The organism is Photobacterium kasasachensis (assembly GCF_050336885.1).
GTDB lineage: Bacteria > Pseudomonadota > Gammaproteobacteria > Enterobacterales > Vibrionaceae > Photobacterium > Photobacterium kasasachensis.
This window is the reverse complement of record NZ_JAKJSH010000008.1, coordinates 267,347-293,621: the sequence shown is the minus strand read 5'-3', so window position 1 is coordinate 293,621 and position 26,275 is coordinate 267,347. Positions and strand designations below refer to the sequence as shown.

The following is a 26,275-nucleotide window of genomic DNA, read 5'->3' as shown; positions in this document are numbered from 1 at the left end:
CAATGAAAATTAAAAAAAAAGCGATACCAAATTGGCATCGCTTTCAAGTGAAACATTCAGTGAACAAACACAATATTTTTCTAACTTATTATAAAGTTCATTTGATCCCCAATCATGTTAAAACTCACATTGGCGTTACCGAGCAATACCACGTATAGAACATCATCGAAGTATTCAAACAGAACGTTTCACATCCCTAAACAAACACCTTTATTTACTAGTAAGCATTTTTATCAACAAATCCTTTGAAAATAGTTAGAAAAACAATTTTAGCATCAAGAAATACAGACCAGTTTCGAATATAATCCAGATCAAACTCAATACGCTTTTCCATTTTATCAAGAGTATCCGTTTCGCCGCGCCAGCCATTTATTTGTGCCCAACCTGTTATTCCTGGCTTAACTAGGTGACGGAGCATGTAACCGTTAATAAGTTTTCGATATTCTTCGTTATGAGCAACGGCATGAGGGCGAGGCCCAACAATGGACATACTCCCCTGAATAACATTCATAAATTGAGGTAATTCATCCAATGAGGTGCGACGTAAGAAACCTCCAATTTTCGTCAAACGATTATCACCTTTTTTAGCTTGAGTTACTTTATCTCCATCCTCCATTACAGTCATGGTTCTAAACTTCCAAACTTTAATAGCTTTACCATCAATCCCGTAACGATTTTGTTTAAAAAAAACAGGGCCAGACGACGTCAATTTAACTGCTACAGAAATAATAACCATAGGAATTGCTATAATAAGTAATATACAACCACCTACACTAAGATCAAAAATTCGTTTAATGATACGGTTCGAACCATCCATCGGTGACGAATATATACTTATAACAGGAAGCCCATCTAAATTATCACTTCGTGAATGAAGCAATTCAAATGTAAAAACATCAGGAAGATACATTACTGCACAGGTAGTATCTGCTAACTCATTGACTAGTGAAGCAATGTTAGATTGCTTAGTGACTGGTAGTGCAATATAAACGCGATCAACCTTTCCATTTTTCGCATCCTGAACCAGTTTTTCTAGGTCACCTTTAATTTCTGCTATAGGTAGTGGATGTTCAGACTCTATATAGTCAGCAGTGTCATAATGCCCCACTATATTCAATCCCATCCAAGGCGAGTTGTTTATGCGCTTTGCCAATTCTTGCCCTAAAACGCCGGCACCAACAATAGCAACCTGACGAGAGTTAAAGCCATGAACACGTGCTAAACGCAAGCAATACTTCAATAAGCGGCGGTAAACCAACAATACAATCCAAGTTACAACGAACCACATAACTTGATGTTGAATTGATGAGAACATTTCAAATTGAAGAAGTGAATCAGCACTACTCGCAGCCATGAATGAAATTAGCCAATAAACACTTATACGCCACGCTTCCATACGAAATGGTGTAGTACGCCACGATACATAAAAGTGTTTTACTTCACAAATGAAGTAAAAAGATAACATAGCAATCAATGCAGATAAATAATTAGCCGCACTTGAAGTGTGAGAAAAATAAAATGCAACTGCTAGAGAACTGGCTAATATCACTATTGAATCTGCAATACGTGTGAACATCGCAACCGTTGTTTGCCGACTGTGTAGCACTCCCCTCTGATATTTCATACGTCCTAGCCTTAAATAGAAAAAATATTATTAACAATAATTGATAAATGATATTCCCCTGATACAGAAATTAGCATCTATTACTGATTTAAAAGATCGATTATCTCTTTAGTTCTTTCTTCAACTACCTGATGATTACCTTTTGACTCCACATTGAGTCTGACTAATGGTTCAGTATTAGAACACCTTAAATTAAATCGCCATGGTGAATCATCTTCTTGGAACTCTAAACTTATTCCATCAGTATAATCAATTTTCGTCGCATGACTCTTGTAAGCCTCAAAAACACGTTCAATAGCAGAATCAGGATCTGATAACTTAGCATTAATCTCTCCCGATGATGGATATGCCGCAATACATTCCTTAACGGTATCTGACAACTTTAAGTTTTTCACAGATAAGAGTTCAGCAATAAGCAGCCATGGGATCATTCCAGAGTCACAATAGGCAAAATCCCTAAAATAGTGATGAGCACTCATTTCACCACCGTAAATTGCATTCTCTTCACGCATCCGTTCCTTGATAAATGCATGACCAGTCTTAGACATGATAGGTATGCCGCTGTTCTTAGCTACTATATGTTCAGTATTCCAATAAACTCTCGGATCATAAATTATCTTCTCAGCAGGATTCTTTTTCAAAAACGCTTCAGCTAACAATCCCACCACATAGTAACCTTCGACAAAGACTCCGTTTTCGTCAAAGAAAAAACAGCGATCAAAATCACCGTCCCAAGCAATACCCATGTCAGCTTGATGCTCAATAACAGCATCAGCAGTATCAGCACGACAATCAGGTAATAAAGGATTTGGAATTCCATTAGGGAAGTTGCCATCAGCTTCATGATGAACCTTGATGAATTCGACTGGCACATTCAGCGCTATAAAACGTTTTTCGATTTCATCTATAACATGCCCTGCCGCTCCATTACCTGAATTAACAACGAGCTTCATTGGTTTAATGTTAGTAGGAGTAATATATGACATCAAATGGTCGACATATGCTTCCAAATTTGACTGCTTAAAAAGCTTTCCTTTGGCATCAATTTGAGGGAAATTGTTTGCCTCTGCTAACAATTGAATTTCCCGTAACCCTGTATCACCACTAATTGGCCTAGAATCTTCACGTACAAGTTTCATCCCATTGTAGTCCAATGGATTATGACTTGCTGTGACTTCAATTCCTCCATCCAAGCCTAAGTGCTTAGTCGCAAAATAGATTTCTTCCGTTCCGGTAACACCGATGTCGATAACATTAACACCTGAGTCCATCAAGCCCTCAGATAAAGCCTGTTTTAGTGACTCCGAGGTTAAACGAACATCCCCCCCTACTACAATGGTTTTTGGTTGTAATGCATATCCAAAAGCTCGACCAATGCGGTAGGAAATATCTTCATTAAGCTCGTTGCCTAGTTTTCCTCGAATATCATATGCCTTAAAACAAGTTAACTTATCCATTATTAATAACCATTACCAGATGAATCCAAACGAACAATATCGTCTTCCTCTAAATATACGCCTGTACGTACTTCTATAATTTCAAGAGGAATTTTACCAGGGTTTTCGAAAGAGTGAGGTGAACCATTAGGAATATAAGTAGATTCATTTTCATGAACCAAATATGATTCGTCGCCATTCCTAACCTTAGCTGTTCCAGAAACCACAACCCAATGCTCAGCTCGATGATAGTGGACCTGAGTTGCAGTTTTGTGGCCAGGTTTTACCTTCACTTTTTTTACATGAAATCTCTCACCATCAGCGACAGATTCGTGGCTACCCCATGGTCTATACTCATCTCGATGATGCATAACTTCGGATCTTCCGGCAGCTTTCAAATTTGAAACTATGCATTTTACGTCTTGTACTTTGTGTTTATTGGCAACTAATACAGCATCTTTCGTCTCAACAACGACTAAGTCCTGAACACCAACTGTTGCAACTAGCCTATCCTGACTATATATGTAACTGTCTCTAGTATCATGAAGAAGAACATCACCACGAACTGCATTACCATCATCATCTTTATCGTTGACATCCCATAAAGCTGACCACGAACCCACATCGCTCCAGCTTGCATCCATAGGAACAACTACAGCAGAATCCGTTTTCTCCATCACAGCATAATCAATAGAGTCGTCTGGACACTCATTGAATGCAGACTCGTTTAAACGAATAAAATCAAGGTCACTATGAGAACCAACTATCGCTTTATCACATGCCTCTAAAATTTTTGGACAGTGCTCTTTTAACTCGCTTAAGTATCTAGATGCCCTAAACATAAACATACCACTATTCCAGTAATACTTATTTTCAGACAGATACTTCTTAGCCGTTTCAAAATCTGGCTTTTCGACAAAGCTATCCACATTAAATGAATAATCATCAACAGCTTCACCTTTACGGATATACCCATAACCAGTTTCAGGCTTATTAGGTACTATACCGAAAGTGACTAACTTACCCTTCTCAGCAAGAACCTGAGCTCTGTGAACTGCATCCGTAAAAGCAGAAACATCCTGAATAACATGATCGGCGGCTAATACAAGTAATACGGGATCAGTTCCTTGCTTAAGAGCATGAAGAGCAGCTAAAGCGATAGCCGGCGCTGTATTTTTACCCATTGGCTCTAAAATAATACCGCCACTAGACAAATTTTTCTGCCTTAACTGCTCAGCTAAAAGAAAGCGATGATCTTCATTACAAATATAAATAGGGGATGCACACTTTATATCTTCTAGCCTTGAAACGGTTTCCTGAAGCATCGATTGGCAGCTGGTGATAGAAAGAAACTGCTTTGGGTAATGAGTTCTAGACAATGGCCAAAGTCGGCTTCCAGAGCCACCTGCCATAATTACGGGACATAACATTTATTACTACCTAACTAATCAAAGAGTTAATGACGTTTACGTGCTTGCTCGTAAAATCGTTAACATTAAACTGTAGCTCAGCCTTCGTTCTGCAAAACATTCTCATACGGTTAAGATCATTTAGATTAATTGTCTCAAGTCGCTCGACAAAAGCTTGTGCATTTGGTTCAGAGACGTATCCAGTTAAATTCTCATCAACCAAAAATGGTAGAGCTCCACTTGTACTAGAAAGTACAGGCGTACTATTTCTATAAGCTTCTAGAACAACCAAGCCAAAACCTTCCCAACGTGAAGGTATAACTAACAAATCTGCCTTTTGGTAAAATGCATCAATGTCTTTATTAGAAACCCAACCTACATTAGTTATCCAAGGGTGCTCAAAATTAAATTTAGTTTCAGAATTTAGCACACTCCCACCAACTAGAGTAATTTTGAACTTAATTCTATTACGGTTTACTATTTCCAATGCATCAAGAATTATGTCAAGTCCTTTTTGATGATCGAAACGCCCTACAAATAATAACTCAATACAACGTTCAACTTCATCTGCCTTATGGAGCTTAACTTCATCTGAAAGCTTTACAGAGTTTGGAATACAAACCTTATTCCCTTTGTATCCTAATGTTTTTGTACATTCATGTTCAAACCTTGATATATCAACAATAACATCAGGGACTACACTCATGTATTTCTCAATAAATGAGATTATCTTTTTCTTAATCTTAGATTGTTCTCGAAATACGGCCCAACCGTGAGGACAATAGACTATCTTAGCTCCATAGAATAGCTTATAAATTATTAAAAGTAGTCCGGCAAAAGTGCTATGAGCATAAATAACATCCGGTTTTATATCGGAAACAGTCTTTGAAAGTTTAAAAAACATTGCGATTAAACTTGATACTCCTCTTCCACCATCGTGAAAAGAAAGCTTATTTTCAGTTATATCAAGTTCACTCTTATGTGAATGAGGTACTAAATAGTGGTTTTGAAATTGGCATCTTGATAAACCGTCATCTAGCAAATTCAAATAAGTTGCAACTCCCCCCTTTATCGACTCGGAAAAATGCAGAATTTTCATGAAACCTCTAATTGTTAAATTATTATAATATGAAAAATGGAAGAAATGCCGACAATCTTAGTCAATAAGATTCATATATGCTAAAGCTGATTTTTCCCAAGAAAATCGTTCTATATTTTTAATACCACTGTCTATTAATCTTCTTGTTAGTGCATAGTCACTACAAACAAGATCTATCTTTGCTGCGATATCTATTGGATCATATGGATCACAATAAAGAACACTATCCTTACAGACTTCAGGTAAACTGGCAGCATCCGAAACTATAACAGGACATAAACAACTTTGAGCCTCTAGCGGGGGAATACCAAAACCTTCATAAAAGGATGGATATACAAAGCACTTAGCGTTGCTATAAAGTTCTTTTAATTCCTCATCACTTACTCTACCAAGAAACTCTATTCGGTCATTAAAATCTTTATCAGTGAAAACACTATTACTGAATGCTTGATTTCTTGAGCCTACAATTTTAAGTTTCAAAGTATTATCATTCGTAAGGTGAAAAGCATTTAGCAAACCTTCGAAGTTCTTCTGAGAATTCAGAGAAGATACAGCAAGTATGTAATTATCTTTTTTATAATTTGATGTATACCCCTTAAAACTATCGTCAACAGCATTGTGAATGACGATAAAAGGAGAAGAACTTAGCTTGTAGTAACGTTCAATTTCTGTTTTAGAAAATTCGCTTACAGTTACAAGTCTCTTACTACTTTTTATGATAAGTGGAATTAGAAACTTATAAAACATTGAGAAACTCTTACTGAATGATTTTGACCACTTAATAAAGGCTATATCATGAACAGTTGATACTTTATTGCAATAAAGTATCGGAGCTGTGTTACAAAAATTGATTAAAGTTGCATTAGCACATTTTCTTTTAAGATAGAGTGGCAATTCAACTTGCTCCCATAAATGACCTGTTGAATTGCCAATTACTTGAACGTCCAAATATTCTGCCAGGATCTTATCTTTTATATTATGAGGAGCAACAAACACCACTTTAGTATTGTACTTTTTTAACTCTTTAGATATTTCTATAGCAAATCGCTGTACACCAGTTAAATCCTGTGTCAAAAATCTTGCATTAACCACCAGCATATTTTGTACCAATATATTTAATGTTAAATAACAATGACAATAAAAAATAGATGTGCAAATTGTAAAATTCAGGAACTGAAATCAGCATCATAACCAAAACAGTTATGTTTGCCATTTTTATCCCTTGCACTGCCGGGTTATTGTTAGTTTTTATCGTCACTAAGGGATATAAATACACACCTAAAACAAATACCAATCCAATCAAACCGTTGTTTAGTAGTATCGTTGTGAAACCATTTGTCGATCGGCTATAGCCAAAGCCGATACCAAATAGCTGATTAAGCCAACTTAATTGACCAAAATACCTTACTGATTCAACTATGTGACTTAACCTCTCCACTCCAGATATATGTTCAGAGTTTAGCTTTGATATGAAAAAAATCGCGAAATCCAGAATAACACTGAAGTTGAATACAACTAGTGAGGCTAGTAAAATAGAAAAAACAACAAGAAAATTCCTTGCCTTTCGGTAAAGAATAGAATCCATTATTATAAAGGTGGCAAAACCTACTATCGCTGTTCCCGATGTTGATAATAATAATACAACTAGTAAGTTCATATACATGAACTTATCTCGCATATAATAAAAATAAATAAAAAATGGGAAAATAGAAAAGGCAAACATAGATGGTTCACCAGTTAGCGACTGAAAACGAGGTAGCGTTAATCCCCCCAAATTAACAAACTGATATATTCCACCAAATATGGTATCCGCACCAGTTAATCTATTTGATAAAAAATCAATATTTTTTCCAAAAATAAAAAAAGAAAGGTATGAAAAATAGCCATAAGCAATGAAGAAAATCAGTCCTAAACGAAGAAATTTATTTATTTCACTGAAAGTTCCTTTTCGCAAACTATAGTTAGTCGCATAAAAAAACATCAAGCAAATTAGAAAATAAATCCCCTGTGTAAAGAAGCTACTTCTAAATGATAATAATTCAGGTGAATCAGATGAAATCCATAATGAAAAATTAATAAAATTACCATTATTAAGAATCAAATTTGATAATTGACTTGGTAATACTAGAGCAACAAAAACTAAGAGCGCAATYGATAATTCATAAAAAAATCTTTTTACATCATTTTGGTGTAGTTTTAAGAATAATATAGCTGTAAATAAAATCACTGATACATAGGGAACTAACAACCCTTTTATAGAGTTTGTGACTACAACAGTCTGCACTAAAAGAAAAAAGATTGTAATTTTATAGAAAAAATCAAGCTTAATCATTAATTACTCGCAAAAATGCTCGACTGACATCATTGATGTTGTTTTCAGAGATGCATCGAATGTCACTGATGGGATCACTTATAATTCCTTGAAAGCTGCATTTAAGCAATGTTTCCTTATATAATTCGTCTTCTAGATGATTTATTTGTAACTTTTTCTTTTCTAAAAAATCTTCGAAAGATTCCATTGTTCTAAAATCTTCCACAGTAATCCTATGACACGTTGAAAATTGATTGAAAAATGTAGGTACAAATGTAAATGATTGAATATTTAACAACGCCGATTCGTATGCAACTGTTCCAGTCACTGTAAACACAGCTTGACAGTTTTTAATTAAATGGTGTGAATCGCATTTTTCATCAACGATATATACTGAGGGCAAAGATAACAATGATTTATAGAAAGCTTGACTGCGATCTCCAATTGCATTGGTATGTTCTTTTACGAGCAAGCACCAATCATTCGGTAATACTCTCCAGATCTTTCTGATGTTTTTTAACTGGTCCTCATAGTATCTTCCAAACGCATCAATTGATGCTTCGGGCTGCTTATGTAGAGGGTAAAGAACATATTTCTTGCCTTCTATAAAACCGACATCCTTTCTAGCGATTTTATTATATAGTAACTTATTCATCTGATTTTCAAGTTTCGAGACTAACTTACTATACTTATTTTGATGCAATGTTGGATCATTTACATCGTAATAACCCTTATTAAAAATAAACCTGTTTAGCACCTTTAGTTGATGCCTCAAAGCGCTCCTTTCCTCAATAAGCTTATCGTTCAGCTTTAAATAATCTGGTTTTTCCAGAACAAGTTCGTTTGCTTCATGTTCTGTACTATTACTTGGTTCAAGCATTTTAGACTGAAACTCATCACAAAAAAATGCAAACCTTCCATTTGGAATTCTTATAGTATGCGGATTCAAAAAACGACACTTTAACTCAGTCGCATTCGCAATAATTCTTGAAGCAAGAATCTCATGAGCCCATGTTAATTCACCAAAGACGAAACTTATCTTATTTCTGAGCACAAACTCATATATATCTTTCTGTATTGATTCAAGATATCGACGAGAAGCCGTTTTTTCTAAAGATAAAATTCTGTCTGTATCAATTAGCTCATTAACTTTAAACTCACCAATAGGTTCAGATGTCGGAGTATTTTTATGCAGATATAGTATATTTTCATTTGGGTAGTTGATTTCAAGTTCTTCTTTGATATTTTTATTTACAACCATCCAAAAAATATTCAYATTATTATTTTTTAGTTCTGATGCAATTTTATTGAAGAAAGTGGTTTTATCATAGTTTGCAATAAAACATATGTTTTTCATGTTAGCTCTTAATGGTATTATCTTTTATTAAAAAAGTAGAATTATTATGTATGACGGCATTACTTAAATCTAGTTGAGTTTCTCGTTTTTTTTGTAGCAATTGGGAAGAAACATAAAAACCTGATTCATTAATATTTTTTGAAACAGTTGTAGATGCGCCGAGTTCGACATCTGAACAAATTGTTACTCCGGGAAGAATTGTACATCTACTACCGAAATACACGTTGTTTTCGATAGTGATCGGTGCCTGTATCTTTACTCGATTAGAGTTAAAACCATGAGTCCAAACTTGATGTTCTGTCCCGCCAAAAACCACATTATTGCCAATTTTTATGGTGTCAGATAAATCAAAATGAGCATCACTGACTATTAAACTGTCCCTTCCTAAGAATAAACACTCCCTTTCTTTATAAGGGCTAACCCCATCACGGGTACCTACAAATGAGTTATTCTTTACAATTACACTATTTTGACATAATACCAGCTCATTTATATTGGAGAACTTATTTAGCTTATTTACAACAGCATTGTCTCTCATATTTAAACTGGCAACTTTAATGAAATTAAAATTACCAATAGAAGCATTTTCAATCCTACATTTATCACAAATTAGAATATTGAACATTCCTATCTTTGAGCTACCACCTATTTCGTACTTAAACAGACATCTATATAATAACAGCCTAAGAGCATTGAATGGCAAACATGATATAATTAATAGCAATCCTAATTTAAGTTTCATTGAAATAATCTCTATGTTTATAAAGAAGTGTTATCGAAACAATAAATGATACAAAGTTACTCACAAACATTGCTGTAATTACAAGTTCTAAATCAACACTAAATAATAAAACAGCCATAAAAAAAGCAATAAAACCGGAAGAAGTTATCAATGGGATTAACTTATTTTTATTGAATTTATTATAATACACCTCAAAATAGGCTGTTATACACCATAATAGTGTTGCAAGTAACATTAAAGAAAGGTATACGTTGCTGATAGTAATTTCCAGAACGTTAAACATCGAATTAACTTGATATAACGCCAGAATTACACAAATAACTAGCAGCATTAATGCAAAGTAGAATGAGAAGATCTTGTAATGACTCTTTTTACTATCATTAACAAATAGGTTTTTACTAAAATAACCCAAGATTGATGAATGAACCAGAGTAATTATTAATGTTATTCTCTGTACAACAGACAATGACATCATATCGTCTGATGATAAAAAGTTATAGGCATATACTTTTCCAAACTGGTTAATGACTGTAACCATGACTAAATTAATCATTAATGGATAAGAATACCTTATCGCACTTTTAACCAGTTGGCTACTTTCTAAATAGTCAAAGGATTTTATTAAATTAAAATTGAAAGTACAATAGGCTATGATAATAGCGATATAAAATGTAAAGAATACTAATAAGTTAACTTTCCATTCTAAAATTGAATATACTGCCAATATAACCATGGTCAGAATCGAAACAGTAATTGTATAATTGAATATCTTGCTGGGTGTATTGATTAATCGATAAAAATAACCCATCAATACTGTCAGCATTGAGTATGTTACTCTTATAAATACAAACACGAACAACAATACATCAATCTCAGCAATATCTAACAGTGATATTGCAGCTAGCAAGAACACAATTGCTATATAAAATGATGTAATTATGTAAGTGAACCTTTGCGTTTGTGCAAGAAAATCACATCTGTTATTACTATTCCTATAACCATAAAACAGGTAATTCTTAACACCAAAATCAAGAAAAATCACCAAGAAGGCTGATAAGGAGTATATATACTCGATTTTATTAAATAATTCTACATCATTAACAAGAAATAAAACAATAAGAGGGATACAAAATATTAAGCCCTTATCGATTATATTCAGTAATGTATAATTAATTAATCCAGAGTGTTTTCTTATAAGACTAATTACAAACATCATATTTTCTTGCAATTACTTCAAGAAACAGTAAGTTCTGAATTTCGACTACTTGCAGATAATCAGTAACATTCCAGCATTTATTGTTTTTGAGTGCAATTTTAACTAATTTATCTAAGCCAAGAATCTCGTACGCTTTTGTACTCTTCAGCTTGGGAGCACTAAAAAAGTTTGATATATGATCGCTCATAACTGTGTTTAAATATGTGTGATTTGTAATAGCAACAGCTTTATCCCTATAGATCAATTCTTGCGACAAGTCCTGTTTGTATGCCTCTCTGAGTACATACTTATTCACATATTTACTTTTCTTCCCAAACCCAGATTTACCTTTGGTTCTATGTAAAGCAAACTTCATTGGTATTGATGCAGAAAAATTCGCCAACCCAATATCATAAAATGGCATACTGTTATTGTGACCAGCATGATTAAAGTTGTTTGTCATGTAAGCAATATCATCGGTATATTGCCAGCTCCATGCAAAGTCTACAATATGATTGTACAAGCTTCTTAAATCGCTAGGTGCAGCCTCAAATTCTTTAAACAATCTCTCGTTATGCTTTTCTATATATTCAGAATCGAATATTAGCGATTCATCATGCATATGATACATATTTGATAATATGTATTGTTCTCTTCTATTGAAAATCCGTCCCCTTTTCAGTACTTTTTTAACCTTGCCATTATTAACCAAGTTCTTATCCAGAATAAAATCACTTAATTTCGCGATCAGGCTATTAATATTATTATTTCTAAAATAGTTAAAGTAGGCAGTATCAAATGTATGTAGGCTTGGGGTATGGATTCTAGTGTCTTGCCCTGAAAAAAAGTTGCTATTTTCTTCTATCTTACCAGATTTCATTATTGCGTTAAGCATTATTGAGCCATGATAAGGGAAATTTGATCGATCAACTATATCAAACAAATCAACGCTTTCGTTAAAAGGATCAACCTGAATAACTGAATGTTTTATTCCCATCTTCTTAGCAACAGAGCTAGCATATTCAGCTTCACTGAAGTCAGCATATTTTGTATCAAAAGTTACAGAATTTAGATTACTAATTCCAAGATCTTTTTTTAGAGCAATTGCCATTACGGTCGAATCTATTCCACCAGATAGCATTATCGTATTATTACTCTTAACCCTTTTTTCATGAGCTGCGGTTATTTCATCACGCAACTTTGACGAGAAGTAATCAATTCCTTCATCGTTATTTTCTTTTATTTCTCTTAATGGTAATCTGAAATAGTCTTTCGATAATATGGATAAGCTGTCCAATTTTATTTCAATGACCTGTCCCCGTTCCACTGACCATACATCCTCGAACAGAGTTATTGGATCTTGAACATATTCATATATCAGGTATTGAGCTACACCATCTACAGAAAATTCTTTATTGGTTCTCATAGAAATAAGGTCAAAAACATTTGAACTTATTTTTAACTCATCATTTTCTACAGTATAGTAAATATTTTTTACACCCATTTGGTCTCGAACCAAATAAGCTTTACCTTCTTTCTTATTTACAAGAACAAAGCTAAACTCGCCATCAATACTGCTTGGACCTTTATTACAATCTAAGAAGTCAGCAATGATTGAACTCGGATCAACTTTGTTTCCATAGAGTCGGCAATCACCCAATAACAGATAGTCTTCATTTTCAAATTGGACAAATGAATCAACTGCTAAATTTGAATTTGATTGATGTTTCTGTTTTTTATTTATTTTAAAGTTATAACTTTTCATTTAAAGTCCAATTCTAATAGGTGACCATAACAATCATCTATATGATCAATCATTAACTTATTTTATCTAATTATTGATATATAAATTACTTTATTAAAAACAACATAAAAATTTATAACATCCAAAGATACATTTGGATTTTAGAAACAATTTTATTAGATTACCTTTAATAACTTGTTAGCAACTTATAATTGCAGTTCAATCCCCCTCGAACTACTACATCAATTCCAAGACACTTCTTGATATGACTAGTTTATTCCTTAAACCAGTCATATTTTAATTTTAAGAATATAAATCAGGGATCATCTTTCTAAGATTCTTTCTATTACGAAAGCTTCAGCCATAGCCATGCCATGCGTTGCGCCACGATATTTCGCTTGAGCTTCAATACACTCATAACTTCGACTGTGTGGATATGATCTCATTTCAACTTCATAGCATTTAAGCGCATTAAGTTTCATCTCCCAGTATGCAGAAATATCAACGATACGCTGCGGCACAAATTGTGATCCAGTCCGGCTAGCCCATTCCGTTGATGATAATACTTCAAAGCTATAAATTTCTCTCACTGATGACCAACTCTGAGGGCGACATGCTGTCATCACCGCACGATGGGTAATACAGTGATCCATATTCAAATCACTTGCAAAGTGAGTGTACACAACACTTGGATTATACTCACTCAGTACTTCTTCAACTGCCTGTACAACATCCAGTAGTGGTACTGAATCCATCTTGTTATCGGGGAATGAGTATTGCTTAACTTCAGCTACTCCCAAAATGCCCAAGGCCTTAATTGCAGCCTCATTCCTCAGCTCCCCTGCCTGGACTTCTAATTCCTCCCTGGAGGAAACGCCATCAGTCATAAACATAACGGTGACTTGATCACCATTATCAATATGCTTAGCTATAGTACCAGCACAACCAAGAGCCTCATCATCAGAGTGAGCTGCAACAACTAAGACTTTACTAGTCATTGTCAATAAGATCCCAACTTGTAGCCGTACCAAAATCGATATCAACTTTTGCTCGTTTACCGATTAGATCATCATAATATTTGGGAGCTAAACCATAGCCAGGTCTTACGCGACGAATATCATCGTTTGTGATCACATCGCCTGCTTTTATGTCTTTCACAAAATATACCGAGCGTCGGAATTTCATGCTTGCTTCTTCAACCGGTTTGCGCTCGTACCCCGCAGTACCAATTGCTTTCCAAGCAGACTCTGTGTCATCGCAAAGTTGTTTCAACTCCTGCGGTTCTAACGAAAATTCAGAATCAGGCCCCTTTTCTTCTCGGCTTAGGGTGACATGCTTTTCAATTAGACTTGCCCCCATTGCAATAGATGCAACCGATACAACTGTCCCTAATGTGTGATCAGAAAGTCCGACAATACAGTCAAATTCTTGAGCAATATTAGGAATGGTTGCAAGGTTTGCTTGATCAACAGGAGATGGGTAACCACTTATACAGTGAAGAACAACTAGCTCATTACAACCATTATCTCGTGCAGTCTCAACAGCTTCTTTTATCTCCTGATAATTAGCCATCCCTGTAGACATAATCATCGGTTTCCCTGTTTGGGCAACCCGCTTTATTAGTGGTAAATCAGTTAGTTCAAATGACGCGATCTTGTACGCAGGTGCATCTAATTCTTCAAGGAGCTCTACAGCGCTTTCATCAAACGGTGTAGAGAATACTGTAATACCCAACTCGCGCGCTTTCTCGAACATTGCTTTATGCCATTCGAATGGAGTATGCGCCCATTCATACAAATCATAAAGTTTATATCCATCCCACAAACCGCCTTTAACCTGAAAATCAGGTTTATCACAGTCGATGGTCATAGTATCAGGCGTGTAAGTTTGCAATTTAATAGCGTCTGCACCTGCAGCTTTTGCCATTTCGATTGTCTCGAGTGCCCGATCAATTGAACCATTGTGGTTCGCAGATAGCTCAGCGATGATATATGGCTTATGGTTCGGACCAATAGCGCGGCCATCAATATAAATTGTTTTCATTCTCTATACCTTTATTTTTGAGAGATGATGACTCTGGCAACGACTTTTCCGTCCGAGTCCAAGTATGCCTTGTCGAACTCCAGCCTAAAATCCCCATTATCAAGGAAAGCCTTAGGATAAGTTTCTGCATCAAGCATCCGAATATGGTTATATAGCTCCTCTGTTTCTCCTGAAACTGGCAGCTGACTTTGCTCTGGCGTTCTGCGTCTAAAGGTGCAACCTTCACCCATTTGTGCTTGCGGCATAGGTTCATCACTAGCGATATAACGTATCAAGTCATAAACTTTTGGAACCATACGTTCAAAGATATCTTGTGCAGAACCTGCGAGTGATAGATCTAATTTCTTATAAACAGGCCCAGCATCCAGCTCTTTAACCATACGTAGAGCCGAAACTTTTGTATCACTATGGCCTCGCTCAACTAGATTCTGCAAAGGGCTACCACCTCTACCATAAGGAACATCTGCCATATGAAAGCATACACATTCCCAACGATTAAGTACTTCCTCAGGTACAATCCAACTCCAATGCGGAAAGAAAATATATCTTGGATTGATAGTACTTAACCATTCAGTGGTCAGCATATCTTTCGAAGTAATTAAGTGCCAAGTTCCTGGCAAAGTATCTTTTATTCGGTGAAAGTGATTAATATTCCATGGTTTAATTGTAGCGATTACATATGTATTATTCGTCATATTCAGTAATCTCAACCTTGTACTTTTTATTCTTATATCTAAAGAAAGCAGGATAAGAATCATTATCCACTACACGAAGTAACTGAAATTGTTCAGCCAACGTCTTTGACATGTTCAGTTCGCTATCTTCTGGTCTTCGACGCGTATAAAAGCTTTCCTCACCAACTTGTGATTCCGGACTTAGTTCAGAATAACGACTCACGAACAACTGGCACAAGTCTATCGTGACGGTTCCCTGCTTATTGCGCCATTCAGGGTTTAGCTCAGTTCCATCAAGCGTTATTTCATCACGAAGCCAAATATCACCACTATCCGCATTTTTTGAAGCCTCAATCAGGCATACCGGAATTACATTCTGGCCTTCGATGATTTGCCAGGCAACAGGCGCGAACCCCTTACCCTTAGGTAAATCGCTTTCATGCACCACTAAATTATGACGGCTCTTAACTAAATTTTTTTCATGGACCAGTTTCACACAGCCAAGAAAAAAGCTTACATCAGCCTCTCGCAGTTCATCCTGGTGGCGAGACAAGCTTGCTTCAACCCCACGTTTATTACACCAGGTAACAAACTGCTCTGCATAAGGTAGAATCCAAGAATCATTATCAACTAATACATTGACTGTTTTAATCTCTTTCATTGAACAACTCTTCTATAACTCTCTTGACACCATGCCCATCACAGACTTCAAGACAATTACTTACGGTATCTAAGTAATTTCTTGATATTCTTAAGTCTCGTAGCTCAGATAAAACGAAATCGATATCAAAATCATCAGGAAGAAGCCTAATTACACCTTTGCTTGCCAAATTTTCAGCTATCAGCCGCTGATTATCGGCAAAAGCCACCAGTAAACTTGGCATTCCTACTGCGCAACGCTCCCAAGAACTGGTTCCCGCAGCACCAAAACAAATATCGTTTTCTAACATCAACTCAGCAACATTACTAACACCGACTTTTAGCTCAAACCCTTCTCTTTCACAAAAAATGGCAACCTTTTTTCGGTGAACAGCTGTTGGGCCGAGTACGACAGTCACTCTCTCTGTCGTACTATCTTGCTTCAGGCATGTCAGTACTCTTGATGTGATATCAAGATGATCGGTACCGCCCATCATAACCAGAACACGGTTCATTCCACGATTAACAGATTGCTGACGACTCAAGATAACCTCATGTTTGTCAACACTGAACTCCTCTCTGAGCATGGCAAACTGCGAACCAAGCAGTAGCTTGCAATTATCAGGAACTATAGTGCTATATGCTGTGGCTTTTCTATCGTACGTCTGATCCATAAGTAAGTTGCAGCAATGTCGCCTGTCGGCAAGATCATCGATGACGAATACATGAGAACCTCGGCTCTCCAAGTAACGCTCCCATAGCTCATCAATACCATAATGATCTACAACAACTAAATCGGCACCTGCGCCAAATGTTTCATAAATCTTTTCTATGCACTGTTTGGCGTCATCTAGCTGAGTACCTCCCAACCAATCAGAGTGTGGCAAAGCATTGTCAGAAACGTTGGGGATCATCTTCAGTCGAGCAACTTCAAAGCCATGATCTTCGACCACTTTAAGCACATGCCCATCATGAGGCTTGCTCAAAAAAAGTATCTGATGTCCTTTTTTTTTAAGTTCAGAAGCCAACGTAAGGGTACGCATTATATGCCCACTACCAATGTAACTGCCTGAGTCGGCTCGAATTGCTATTTTCACTTCAGACTAGTCCTTGATCCTCTAGTACCCGATACATGTTCTCTGCACGAGTCCAATCCTCAAGAGTATCAATATCCTGAACCAAGTAACGAGGCAACATGATGGCCTCTGTATTACCAGCAAATAGTGGTTTGTCATTTAGGAAAGATAGAGCTCTTCCCCAATAAACCTGGCCGGCATCATGGTACATTTCTTCCAGATCTTGAGACCGTGTCATACGGTTTTCAGGCTCACGCATATCCAGTAGCTTACCTTGATTCAGGTGGACAGCTCGTTGGATAGGAAAAGGGAAACTTGTAACAGTTACTGAGAACTCACTATTCGCATTTTGAGTTAGTAACTCAAATCCTCGTGACAACGTTTCTGGACGAACGAAAGGTGCTGTAGCATATATACAACAAGCGTAATCAACCTTCTGTTCCAAACGACGTAAAGTATCTGCTACTACAGCATTTGTTCCAGTAAAATCATCGGACAACACTGCGGATCGAAGAAATGGTATTTCAGCACCGTAAGATGCAGCTACTTTTGCTATTTCCTCATCGTCTGTTGAAACGATAATCCGGTCAAAACACCCAGCTTGCTTAGCTGCTTCAATGGAGTAAGCAATAATCGGCTTCCCTAAAAATGGCTTGATATTCTTTCTTGGAATTCGCTTACTGCCACCACGAGCCGGAATAATAGCTACTTTCATGATAATGCTAACACCTTCTCTAATGTGTCCACGACTGTGTCTTGCTGCTCAATAGACATCGTATGAAACATTGGTAAAGAGATTGCCTCGGAATAATAGGTTTCAGCCAGCGGGAAATCGCCATCATTAAAACCCATATCCTTATAATAAGGCTGAGTGTGAATAGGGATATAATGTAAGTTCACGCCAATACCATTCGCACGCAATTCATCGAAAACTTGTTGATGTGACTTATTAATCTCATCCAACCTTAAGCGAATTACATACAAATGAAGACCTGAGTATGTATTATCTAACTGATACGGCGTAATTACAGGAAGATCTGTAAGCTTTTGATTATAACGTTCAGCAAGCTGATGACGAGCTGAGACAAACTCATCAAGACGCTGCATTTGCGAAACCCCAAGAGCAGCTTGAAGTTCTGTCATTCGATAATTATAACCAAGTTCCACTTGCTGGTAGTACCAACCGCCATGTGACTCTCCCACCATTAAGTTAGGATCTCGTGTTACACCATGACTACGATACAGGCCCATTTTCTCAGCAAGCATATCGTCATTGGTTAACGCTACACCACCTTCTGCAGTTGTTACTATTTTAACCGGATGAAAACTAAAAACGGTAATGTCAGAGTATTCACAGCTCCCAACTGGCTTGTCGTCATAACGTCCACCAACTGCATGTGAGGCATCTTCAATAATCTTGAATCCGTACTCTTTTGATAGCGCATGAATAGCTTTCATATCGCATGGCTGACCACATAAGTGAACAGGAATAACAACCTTAGGCAGCTTTCCTTCAGCCCTAGCGGTAATTAGTTTCTCTTCTAACTTGGCGGGACACATATTATAAGTAGTTGGATCGATATCAACAAAATCGACTTTGGCTCCGCAATACAGTCCACAGTTAGCTGAAGCAACGAAAGTTATCGGAGTTGTCCAAAGCAGATCATCTTGACCTAGACCTAAAGCTAAGCAGGCAATATGCAATGCCGAAGTTGCACTATTAACGGCCAATGCATGCTTAGCTCCAGTGTAGCAAGTCAAAGATGTCTCAAACTCTGGAACTTTAGGGCCCTGAGTTAAAAAGTCAGATTTTAATACATCAACAACAGCATCAATATCTTGTTGAGTAATTTCTTGCCTACCATATGGGATCACGGTATTCCCTCACACCTTAAAATTTGGATCTACATGGGTCTTGATTAAATCGCGAAGACCTTCCACAGTCTCCCACTCTGTATTAGTTCCTGAATTATACTTAAAGCCAAATGGAACTTTTTCAGCTTTATGATGATTCATATACTCTTCTTCTGTGTATGTGAAGGAGACTGAAGGCAGAATTGCGTAGTATGGGCCCAAATCAATTGTATTCAATGAGTCGGTATCTGTAATCATTTCTTCATGAAGCTTTTCGCCTGGCCGAATACCAACAACACGGATTTCACACTCTGGTGCCACAGCTTTTGCTACATCTAAAATCTTATACGATGGGATTTTTGGAATAAATATTTCACCACCAAGATGATTTTCAAGCGCAAACATCACTAAGTTTACGCCATCTTGCAGTGAAATATTAAACCGTGTCATCTCTTCATGTGTAATAGGTAGTACACCTTCACCTTTCTTGCTAATAAAGAAAGGTATTACAGATCCGCGAGATCCCATTACGTTTCCGTAGCGAACAACACTAAAACGTATATCCTTGGATCCTCGAATATTGTTAGCAGCTGCAAATAATTTATCAGAAGCAAGTTTTGTTGCCCCGTACAGATTAATTGGAGCACAGGCTTTATCCGTAGAAAGTGCTACGACATCTCTAACACCACAAGCAAGCGCAGCATGGATAACATTTTCGGCACCATCTACATTGGTACGAATACATTCAGTTGGATTATATTCGGCAGTATCGACCTGTTTAATGGCTGCTGCATGAATAATAACATCAACATTCTCACAAGCCTGTGTCAGACGTTCCCTATCACGTACATCACCTATGAAGAACCGAAGCTGTGGGTAATCATAAGCAGGATATTGTTGCTTGATAACTGACTGCTTTAATTCATCACGCGAGTAAATGATAATTTTTTTGACGTCTGGGTATTGTTTCAAAATAGTTTGAATAAACTGTTTACCAAATGATCCCGTACCACCTGTAATCAATACCGTTTTATTATTTAACATATCAAATTTCCAACTATTTAACTCTACTATCAAGCAATAATTAAACACAACTTTATTATAAACATTAGTAACCAGCAAATAACATATACTAATTAATACGCTATAATATGCTCTCTCTAAATCTCAAGCACTGTCGATATAATCAATAACTTTAAAACTAACATTAAGAATAGAGGTACTGATTACAGCACCTCTATTAGGATTAATTAACTCTTATGGGTTCTACTTATCCGATTCGTAGCTGTAATTATAATAACCATAGCTTCCACCATAATAACTACTGGCTTTACGAACTACCGCATTTAAAATAAAACCTTTAACTTCAATTCCATTTTGTTCAAAACGCTGTTTGGCAACATCGATTTCTTTTACTGAGTTCTGCCCAAAACGACCTACGAGCAACGTAGTACCGGCATGGGCACCAACAATCGCCGGATCTGTGACTGCCAGAATTGGTGGTGTATCTACAATCACCATATCATAGTGCGCTGAAGCCCAATCCATTAACGCTTTAAAACGAGGGTGCATTAATAACTCAGATGGATTTGGAGGTACATTTCCGCGACCAATATAATCCAAACCATCCACACCAGGCTGCTTCAGCAGAGATTCGATTTGAGCCTGCCCACTTAAATATTCAGACAGCCCTGGCTTGTGACCAACAGCCATCTGGCGTTCCATTTGACCCTTTCGCATATCAGCATCTATAACCAGTACCCTTGAGCCTGACTTTGCGATAACCGCAGCCATGTTTGCTGATACAAATGACTTCCCGATACCAGGGCTCGGACCAGAAATCATCAAAATATTATTCTTTGCTTCCATCATAGCAAAGTGCAAACTCGTTCGAAGACTTCGAAGTGCTTCAACAGACAAGTCAGCCGGATTTGAAACTGTCAGCAGTGTCTCTTCAACTGCTAACAACTTCTTGCCTTTTTGTTTTTTCTCCAGTTCGATTTGCCAATCAGACATCGGAACGCTGGCATAGACTGGTAATCCAATTGCTTCGATCTCATCAGGACTTTCCACGCCACGGTGAAAAGCTGCACGAAGAAGAGCAATAGCTACCGCTAAAATCCCACCAAGCAACGTAGCCAATACAACAATCAACGACTTCTTCGGTTTCACAGCACGGGTATAAGATTGTGCAGCGTCTAAGATACGCACATTTCCTACAGTACTCGCTTTTACAATATTTAGCTCTTGCACCTTGTTCAACAGCTGCACATAAATTTGCTGATTAACCTCTACATCACGAGTTAAACGCAATATTTCTCGCTGAGTTTTTGGCAGTTTCTGAATCTGATTATTTAATCTGTCACGTTCAGCCAGTAAGGTTTTTCGTTTATCTAATAGTGATAGGTAGGCTGGATGTTCTTTTGTAAAGCGCTGAGATATTTCACTTTCTTTAAAGGTTAACTCATTTAATTGTGCCTCAAGCTTCACCATTACATCAAGCGTTGACTTCGCTTCCAAGCCTAAGTCAATCGACTCGTTATCTTGGCGATATTGATTCAACTGATCTTCAGAAAGCGTTAGTTGACTCTTAATGTCAGGCAAGTGAGTACGAAGAAACTGTAAACTGTTTTCAGCTTCTGCTGAATTACGCTCAACATTTTGCAAAAAGTAATTCTGACTAATGTCGTTGAGAATTTCTTCAATGTCACGGCGATTTTCACCAGTAAACGATAACTGAAGAATACCTGTTTGCTTACCACGCTCACTTACAGATAAATCACGCTGTAATGACTGGATGGCATCAAGCCGCGATTTTTTTATGATTTTAAATGATGTGCCATTTTCTGCAGTTAGTTGACTGACAAACAAAAGGAACTCCCCCTTTTGCGCTAACTCTCCGAGACGTCCATTTAGTATAGGACGCTTGTCACTGTCGACTAGCTCAAATTCACCAGTTTCGGCATTAGTAACTGTCAAAGTAAACTCAGGTCTATTAACAAAGCTTGGAACTTCAAAGCGGCTAATTGAAATATTGCTTTGTTTACCCTGAATTCGCGCTAAGCCCTTGCCTATAAACGGTAAGTAATGTGGAGAAGCAACAGTTGTTAAATTTAGCTTATCTACTGTCTTACCCAAGATCATACGAGATTTGATGATCTCAATTTCAGTCGTAGCAGATGACTCGGAGGCAAATAACTCTCCCATATCACCCAGAGCAGGCATTCCAGAGCTCTTAGTTTCTACCTGAATTAATGCATCAGCCTTATATTTGGGTGTTGCCAATAGTGCATAAGCCACACCAAGAATGGCAAAAACAAAGGTAATCGCAATAATATTCCAGCGATTATCTAGCAAAATGCCAAGCAACTTCCCCAAATCGATCTCATCAGAGTCTGATTGCTTGACCTGTACGTTATGCGTAACGCTCATAGTTATTTCCAGTAATGAGTGTTGAGTTTCGTGGGGCAAGTGGCAAGAGCAATACAATCTCTCGCCACTCGTTACTTAAATCTCGCCCCTGGATTATTAAAATTTCTTCGCCCATGCGTTTGCAGCTTCAGCAATCAGACTATAACTATGCTCAAAAGCTTCACGGCTTTGACGATATGGATCTGGGATATCTTTCTGTCCAATCCATTGACCGAACAGCATAATTTTGCCTCGAGCTTCTGGAGCTATCTTAGTCACTGCTTCAACATGCCCCTTTTCCATAACAAGGATAAGATCATAATCGCGACACAACTCACTTGTTAGCTGTTGTGCTATATGACCTTCTAAGTTCACACCATTTTCAGTAGCAACGTCCATTGCCATATTATCAGCAGACTTACCAGTCAATGCTCCAACACCAGCTGAAGCAATATGTTTGTTGGGTAGTAAGTTTTTAAGCAAATATTCGCCTGAGGGTGATCGACAAATATTGCCAACGCAGACGACTAAAATCTTTTCGAACATATTATTACCTAAGGATGATTCTATGGCCCTAACCATCGTAGCCAAAGTACTTCGTGTTTATGGCCAGTTTCTAATCCGCAAAACACCTTCACTCAAGTCATTAAACCCACTGATTGTTGGAACGATTTGCGTTATCACACGGTTCCAACGAGTGATAGGTGCAGCAGTAACATATACTATGTCGTATGGTTCGAGCTCGAACTCAGTACCAATCAATAGAGCGGATGCATCTTGAATATTAAGCTGATAAATATTGGCGATAGTTTGAGTCGCAGCTTTTCTATTTATAGAGCCATCTTTGCTTCCGCGAATAACAAAAACACCAGTAGCGTCAGCCGAAAGCTGATTAATTCCACCAACGTTGCTAAGCGCTTCTGTCAGGCTCATACCAGCACGATCGATCTTAAGCAGTTGAGGTTCGTTCACCTCCCCCATTACGAACACTTTCTGGGCATCGTTGCGAGGAACGTGAACAATATCTCCTGGCCGAAGTAGCCGATTTTGAGTTAGGTCACCACGTTGCATTAATGCATATAAAGAAATATGCTCTTCAACACCGTTGCGTGTCAGTGTGACATTTCGCCAATCAGCATCAGCTGCAAGCCCACCAGCACGATTAATCGCATCTAATAAGGTCAGTGGTACGTTGGTAATGGCTTGCTGGCCCGGAGTGCTTACCTCTCCAGTGATATATGTCTTTTGGGAACGGAACGCGGCAACATTAACATCTACTTGCGGGCTCTCGATGAAAGCTGCAAGGCGTTTAGCCAATTCATCACGCACTTCGGTAACCGTCTTGCCCCCAACTCTTACTATACCTATATATGGATAGAAAATAGTGCCATCGGCATGAACCCAATTACCGGATTCACTTGAACTACGGTATGAACCTGCTGGAATTGTTAACTCTGGGTGGTCCCAAATAGTCACATTAAGAATATCACCAGGGCCAATTTTATACCTGTACCGTACTACTTCTGCATCTAAACCGGGATTAGTTTGAGAAAAAGCCTTAGGCGCTTTGAATTGGTTAACGACACTGGCTGTTAGAGGGTATACATTCACCTGCTCAGAAATATCGCTATCTTGATCTTGAACCTTGATAACTTTCTTGTCATCGACAGTTAAGTGAGCACCAGGCACCGTGCAGCCTACCAGCATGACAGATGCCATTGCAGTTAAAAGAAACTTTTTTGTGAAATCCATATTATAAGATTCAGTATCAATGAATGAAGGCCTACTCATATTGAACAAACAATATTGGAGCAGATTCTCTGGGGTTAGTATCTGGTTCTACATCTAAGGATAACCAAATACACAATAATTACATATCATCTAAGAGCGAAGATAAAAACGGCTCCATGGCAATTTCATGAACGCTACCGCCCTTAGGTTATAGCTCCCAATGTGCTTTAAGAAGTTCTCTAGTATCCGTGGGTTAGCTGTGTCTTTAAACTCGAAAGTGCACCGAAGTACCCACATGTAAGCAGCAAGCATTCCATGTATGGAGGTTACATGCTTACCTAAAACGGTAGCTATTTTACACAAAACACAGCTTAAGAGGAACTGTATTTTTCAAAACCCATTTATACGCACGAACCAAAGAAACATGTAAGCAAATGATTTAAAACAGGAAATAAACCCTCCCGTTACTGATTGAGATATAACTGCTCAATACTTTAAGATTTCTGCAGTGTAATCTTCTGTCAATCCTAATGATCAGCTTTATCATTTCATTATTAGAGGAAGTTAAAATAGTTTGATGGCAGTTATGTATATCCATTGCCATCAATGAAAATAGCTCATATCATTGCCAATGAAGGTGACTTCGCATTTTTATGTAATTTTATAAAAATAAGGGAATAGGATGAAAAAAACCACAATAGCATTGCTAGCAGCTATGTCTATGGCTAGCTCTGCATTTGCAGCTACTGAGACTTCAGCAGGTGCCGCAGGTAGTACATCATCGACAGCAACTACTGCTGGCGCTACATCATCAGCTACAGCCGGTACTGCATCAACCACAGCTGCAACTGCAGGTGCAACTACGGGCGCAGCGGCAGGTACTGCAGGTGCAACTGTTGCTGCAGCTGGCGGTATTACAGCTACAGCAGTTGCTGCAGCTGCTGCTATTACTGTAGCTGCTGTTGCCGTTGTTGACGCTACCGACAACGGTAACTCAACTACAACATCTGTTTCAGCTCAAGGCTAAATACTTTTTAGCTTTCAAGCAAAAAAGACAAAACAGGTGTTAAAGCATAACCGCACATCTCTGTGCGGTTATTATTAGCTTTTGTTTTAAGCATGGTGTTTCTAAACACATCGTTTAAAGCAAACCTCATTTCTCACTAATGGATAGTTGCAACTCGGATGCGATCACTTCAACGTTCTATTCTTTGTCTCTCTGTAGTTCTAATCTCAGCTGCGATAACAGGCTGCAGCCAAAAATTTAATGATGTCAACGACACGATTAAGGTGGCGCTTTTTGGTGAACAAGATATCAGGCTGGATCAAGATGATGTGAACAACCTACCTTATGCCAGTATTTATGCGAAAGTGAGTGATGGCCCTCAAGCCTTCATGGTGTTAGCGCTTGCAGAGCCCAAGGCAAGCTTCGGTAAGCATCACGCTTCACCACAAACTACACCCCAACAAGCTTCACTCCAACAAACTATACAACTAAAGTGGATGTCTTCTGACAATGGAATGCTAGTGACAGAAAACGGGCGATTAGTGAAAACCCTGAAGATTCCTCAAGGTAATCTTATCGAGACTATCAGTTCTCAGCCAGATCCCCTTATTCTAGGGCTTCACCTGCCTTCAACACCAACAATCTGGCAGCGAAAGATCGATTGGCAGCCTGGTTACCATTTTGGCTATACATTAAAGTCAAAATTTACACGCCAGAAAGACGCAGTAATTATCGTCAATGAAAAGCCTGTTGAGGCACTGTACTTCATTGAAACTGTGACGGTTTCCAGCTTAAAGACTGAGTATCAAAATGACTTCTGGCTACACCCGGAAACAGGAAAAGTACTGAAAAGTAGGCAAAAGATTGCACCTAGCTTGCCATATGTCGAAATCACTTTATTGAAGCCTTATTCATAACACGGAA

23 protein-coding genes are annotated in these 26,275 nt (G+C 37.7%); 2 read left to right on the top strand and 21 right to left on the bottom strand.

The window, feature by feature from the left end:
• Positions 1-217: 217 nt before the first annotated feature.
• The 21 genes from L4D19_RS13230 to L4D19_RS13130 all read right to left on the bottom strand — a co-directional run bounded on the left by L4D19_RS13230 (position 218) and on the right by L4D19_RS13130 (position 24,366).
• A complete protein-coding gene (locus L4D19_RS13230; protein ID WP_428452855.1) occupies positions 218-1,624 on the bottom strand; it encodes an undecaprenyl-phosphate glucose phosphotransferase in 1,407 nt (468 codons plus the stop codon).
• 80 nt (positions 1,625-1,704) lie between these two features.
• Positions 1,705-3,081: a phosphohexomutase domain-containing protein gene (locus L4D19_RS13225; protein ID WP_428452854.1), complete on the bottom strand. Its 1,377-nt coding sequence runs from the start codon at positions 3,079-3,081 to the stop codon at positions 1,705-1,707.
• 2 nt (positions 3,082-3,083) lie between these two features.
• Entirely contained in the window at positions 3,084-4,490 is a 1,407-nt protein-coding gene (locus L4D19_RS13220; RefSeq protein ID WP_428452853.1) for a mannose-1-phosphate guanylyltransferase/mannose-6-phosphate isomerase, read from the bottom strand.
• Positions 4,491-4,500: 10 nt separating this feature from the next.
• On the bottom strand, positions 4,501-5,568 hold the full coding sequence (locus L4D19_RS13215; RefSeq protein WP_428452852.1) for a glycosyltransferase family 4 protein: 1,068 nt from the start codon (positions 5,566-5,568) through the stop codon (positions 4,501-4,503).
• A gap of 57 nt (positions 5,569-5,625) precedes the next feature.
• A complete protein-coding gene (locus L4D19_RS13210; RefSeq protein WP_428452851.1) occupies positions 5,626-6,666 on the bottom strand; it encodes a glycosyltransferase family 4 protein in 1,041 nt (346 codons plus the stop codon).
• Positions 6,653-7,900 carry a hypothetical protein gene (locus tag L4D19_RS13205; RefSeq protein ID WP_428452850.1) on the bottom strand — a complete coding sequence of 416 codons (1,248 nt, stop codon included), beginning with the start codon at positions 7,898-7,900 and terminating at the stop codon, positions 6,653-6,655. Before L4D19_RS13205 ends, L4D19_RS13210 begins: the two co-directional genes overlap by 14 nt.
• Complete coding sequence (locus tag L4D19_RS13200) at positions 7,893-9,236, bottom strand: hypothetical protein (protein WP_428452849.1); 1,344 nt, start codon at positions 9,234-9,236, stop codon at positions 7,893-7,895. Before L4D19_RS13200 ends, L4D19_RS13205 begins: the two co-directional genes overlap by 8 nt.
• A gap of 1 nt (position 9,237) precedes the next feature.
• Positions 9,238-9,978, bottom strand: a complete 741-nt coding sequence (locus tag L4D19_RS13195) for an acyltransferase (protein WP_428452848.1) — start codon at positions 9,976-9,978, stop codon at positions 9,238-9,240.
• A complete protein-coding gene (locus L4D19_RS13190; RefSeq protein ID WP_428452847.1) occupies positions 9,968-11,194 on the bottom strand; it encodes a hypothetical protein in 1,227 nt (408 codons plus the stop codon). Before L4D19_RS13190 ends, L4D19_RS13195 begins: the two co-directional genes overlap by 11 nt.
• Complete coding sequence (locus L4D19_RS13185; RefSeq protein ID WP_428452846.1) at positions 11,178-12,938, bottom strand: asparagine synthase-related protein; 1,761 nt, start codon at positions 12,936-12,938, stop codon at positions 11,178-11,180. The genes L4D19_RS13190 and L4D19_RS13185 overlap by 17 nt, the downstream gene beginning before the upstream one ends.
• A gap of 302 nt (positions 12,939-13,240) precedes the next feature.
• Positions 13,241-13,915, bottom strand: coding sequence for a PIG-L deacetylase family protein (locus tag L4D19_RS13180; protein WP_428452845.1), 675 nt, complete (start codon positions 13,913-13,915; stop codon positions 13,241-13,243).
• Complete coding sequence (gene pseI, locus L4D19_RS13175; RefSeq protein WP_428452844.1) at positions 13,908-14,960, bottom strand: pseudaminic acid synthase; 1,053 nt, start codon at positions 14,958-14,960, stop codon at positions 13,908-13,910. Before pseI ends, L4D19_RS13180 begins: the two co-directional genes overlap by 8 nt.
• Before the next feature lie 11 nt (positions 14,961-14,971).
• Entirely contained in the window at positions 14,972-15,655 is a 684-nt protein-coding gene (locus L4D19_RS13170; protein ID WP_428452843.1) for a formyl transferase, read from the bottom strand.
• Entirely contained in the window at positions 15,645-16,295 is a 651-nt protein-coding gene (locus tag L4D19_RS13165) for a formyl transferase (protein ID WP_428452842.1), read from the bottom strand. The genes L4D19_RS13170 and L4D19_RS13165 overlap by 11 nt, the downstream gene beginning before the upstream one ends.
• Positions 16,282-17,370 carry a UDP-2,4-diacetamido-2,4,6-trideoxy-beta-L-altropyranose hydrolase gene (gene pseG, locus L4D19_RS13160; protein ID WP_428452841.1) on the bottom strand — a complete coding sequence of 363 codons (1,089 nt, stop codon included), beginning with the start codon at positions 17,368-17,370 and terminating at the stop codon, positions 16,282-16,284. The genes L4D19_RS13165 and pseG overlap by 14 nt, the downstream gene beginning before the upstream one ends.
• A 1-nt stretch (position 17,371) precedes the next feature.
• On the bottom strand, positions 17,372-18,064 hold the full coding sequence (gene pseF / locus L4D19_RS13155) for a pseudaminic acid cytidylyltransferase (RefSeq protein WP_428452840.1): 693 nt from the start codon (positions 18,062-18,064) through the stop codon (positions 17,372-17,374).
• Positions 18,061-19,224: a UDP-4-amino-4,6-dideoxy-N-acetyl-beta-L-altrosamine transaminase gene (pseC, locus tag L4D19_RS13150; protein WP_428452839.1), complete on the bottom strand. Its 1,164-nt coding sequence runs from the start codon at positions 19,222-19,224 to the stop codon at positions 18,061-18,063. Before pseC ends, pseF begins: the two co-directional genes overlap by 4 nt.
• 9 nt (positions 19,225-19,233) lie before the next feature.
• On the bottom strand, positions 19,234-20,247 hold the full coding sequence (gene pseB / locus L4D19_RS13145; RefSeq protein ID WP_428452838.1) for a UDP-N-acetylglucosamine 4,6-dehydratase (inverting): 1,014 nt from the start codon (positions 20,245-20,247) through the stop codon (positions 19,234-19,236).
• A gap of 222 nt (positions 20,248-20,469) precedes the next feature.
• Positions 20,470-22,635 (bottom strand): polysaccharide biosynthesis tyrosine autokinase, encoded by a 2,166-nt coding sequence (locus L4D19_RS13140; RefSeq protein WP_428452837.1) that lies wholly within the window; start codon positions 22,633-22,635, stop codon positions 20,470-20,472.
• A gap of 96 nt (positions 22,636-22,731) precedes the next feature.
• Positions 22,732-23,160: an arsenate reductase/protein-tyrosine-phosphatase family protein gene (locus L4D19_RS13135; protein ID WP_428452836.1), complete on the bottom strand. Its 429-nt coding sequence runs from the start codon at positions 23,158-23,160 to the stop codon at positions 22,732-22,734.
• 57 nt (positions 23,161-23,217) lie between these two features.
• Positions 23,218-24,366: a polysaccharide export protein gene (locus tag L4D19_RS13130; RefSeq protein ID WP_428452835.1), complete on the bottom strand. Its 1,149-nt coding sequence runs from the start codon at positions 24,364-24,366 to the stop codon at positions 23,218-23,220.
• A 661-nt stretch (positions 24,367-25,027) separates the two neighbouring features.
• Here L4D19_RS13130 and L4D19_RS13125 point away from each other — a divergent pair.
• Complete coding sequence (locus tag L4D19_RS13125; RefSeq protein WP_428452834.1) at positions 25,028-25,372, top strand: hypothetical protein; 345 nt, start codon at positions 25,028-25,030, stop codon at positions 25,370-25,372.
• A 263-nt stretch (positions 25,373-25,635) separates the two neighbouring features.
• On the top strand, positions 25,636-26,268 hold the full coding sequence (locus L4D19_RS13120; protein WP_428452833.1) for a YjbF family lipoprotein: 633 nt from the start codon (positions 25,636-25,638) through the stop codon (positions 26,266-26,268).
• Positions 26,269-26,275 lie beyond the last annotated feature (7 nt).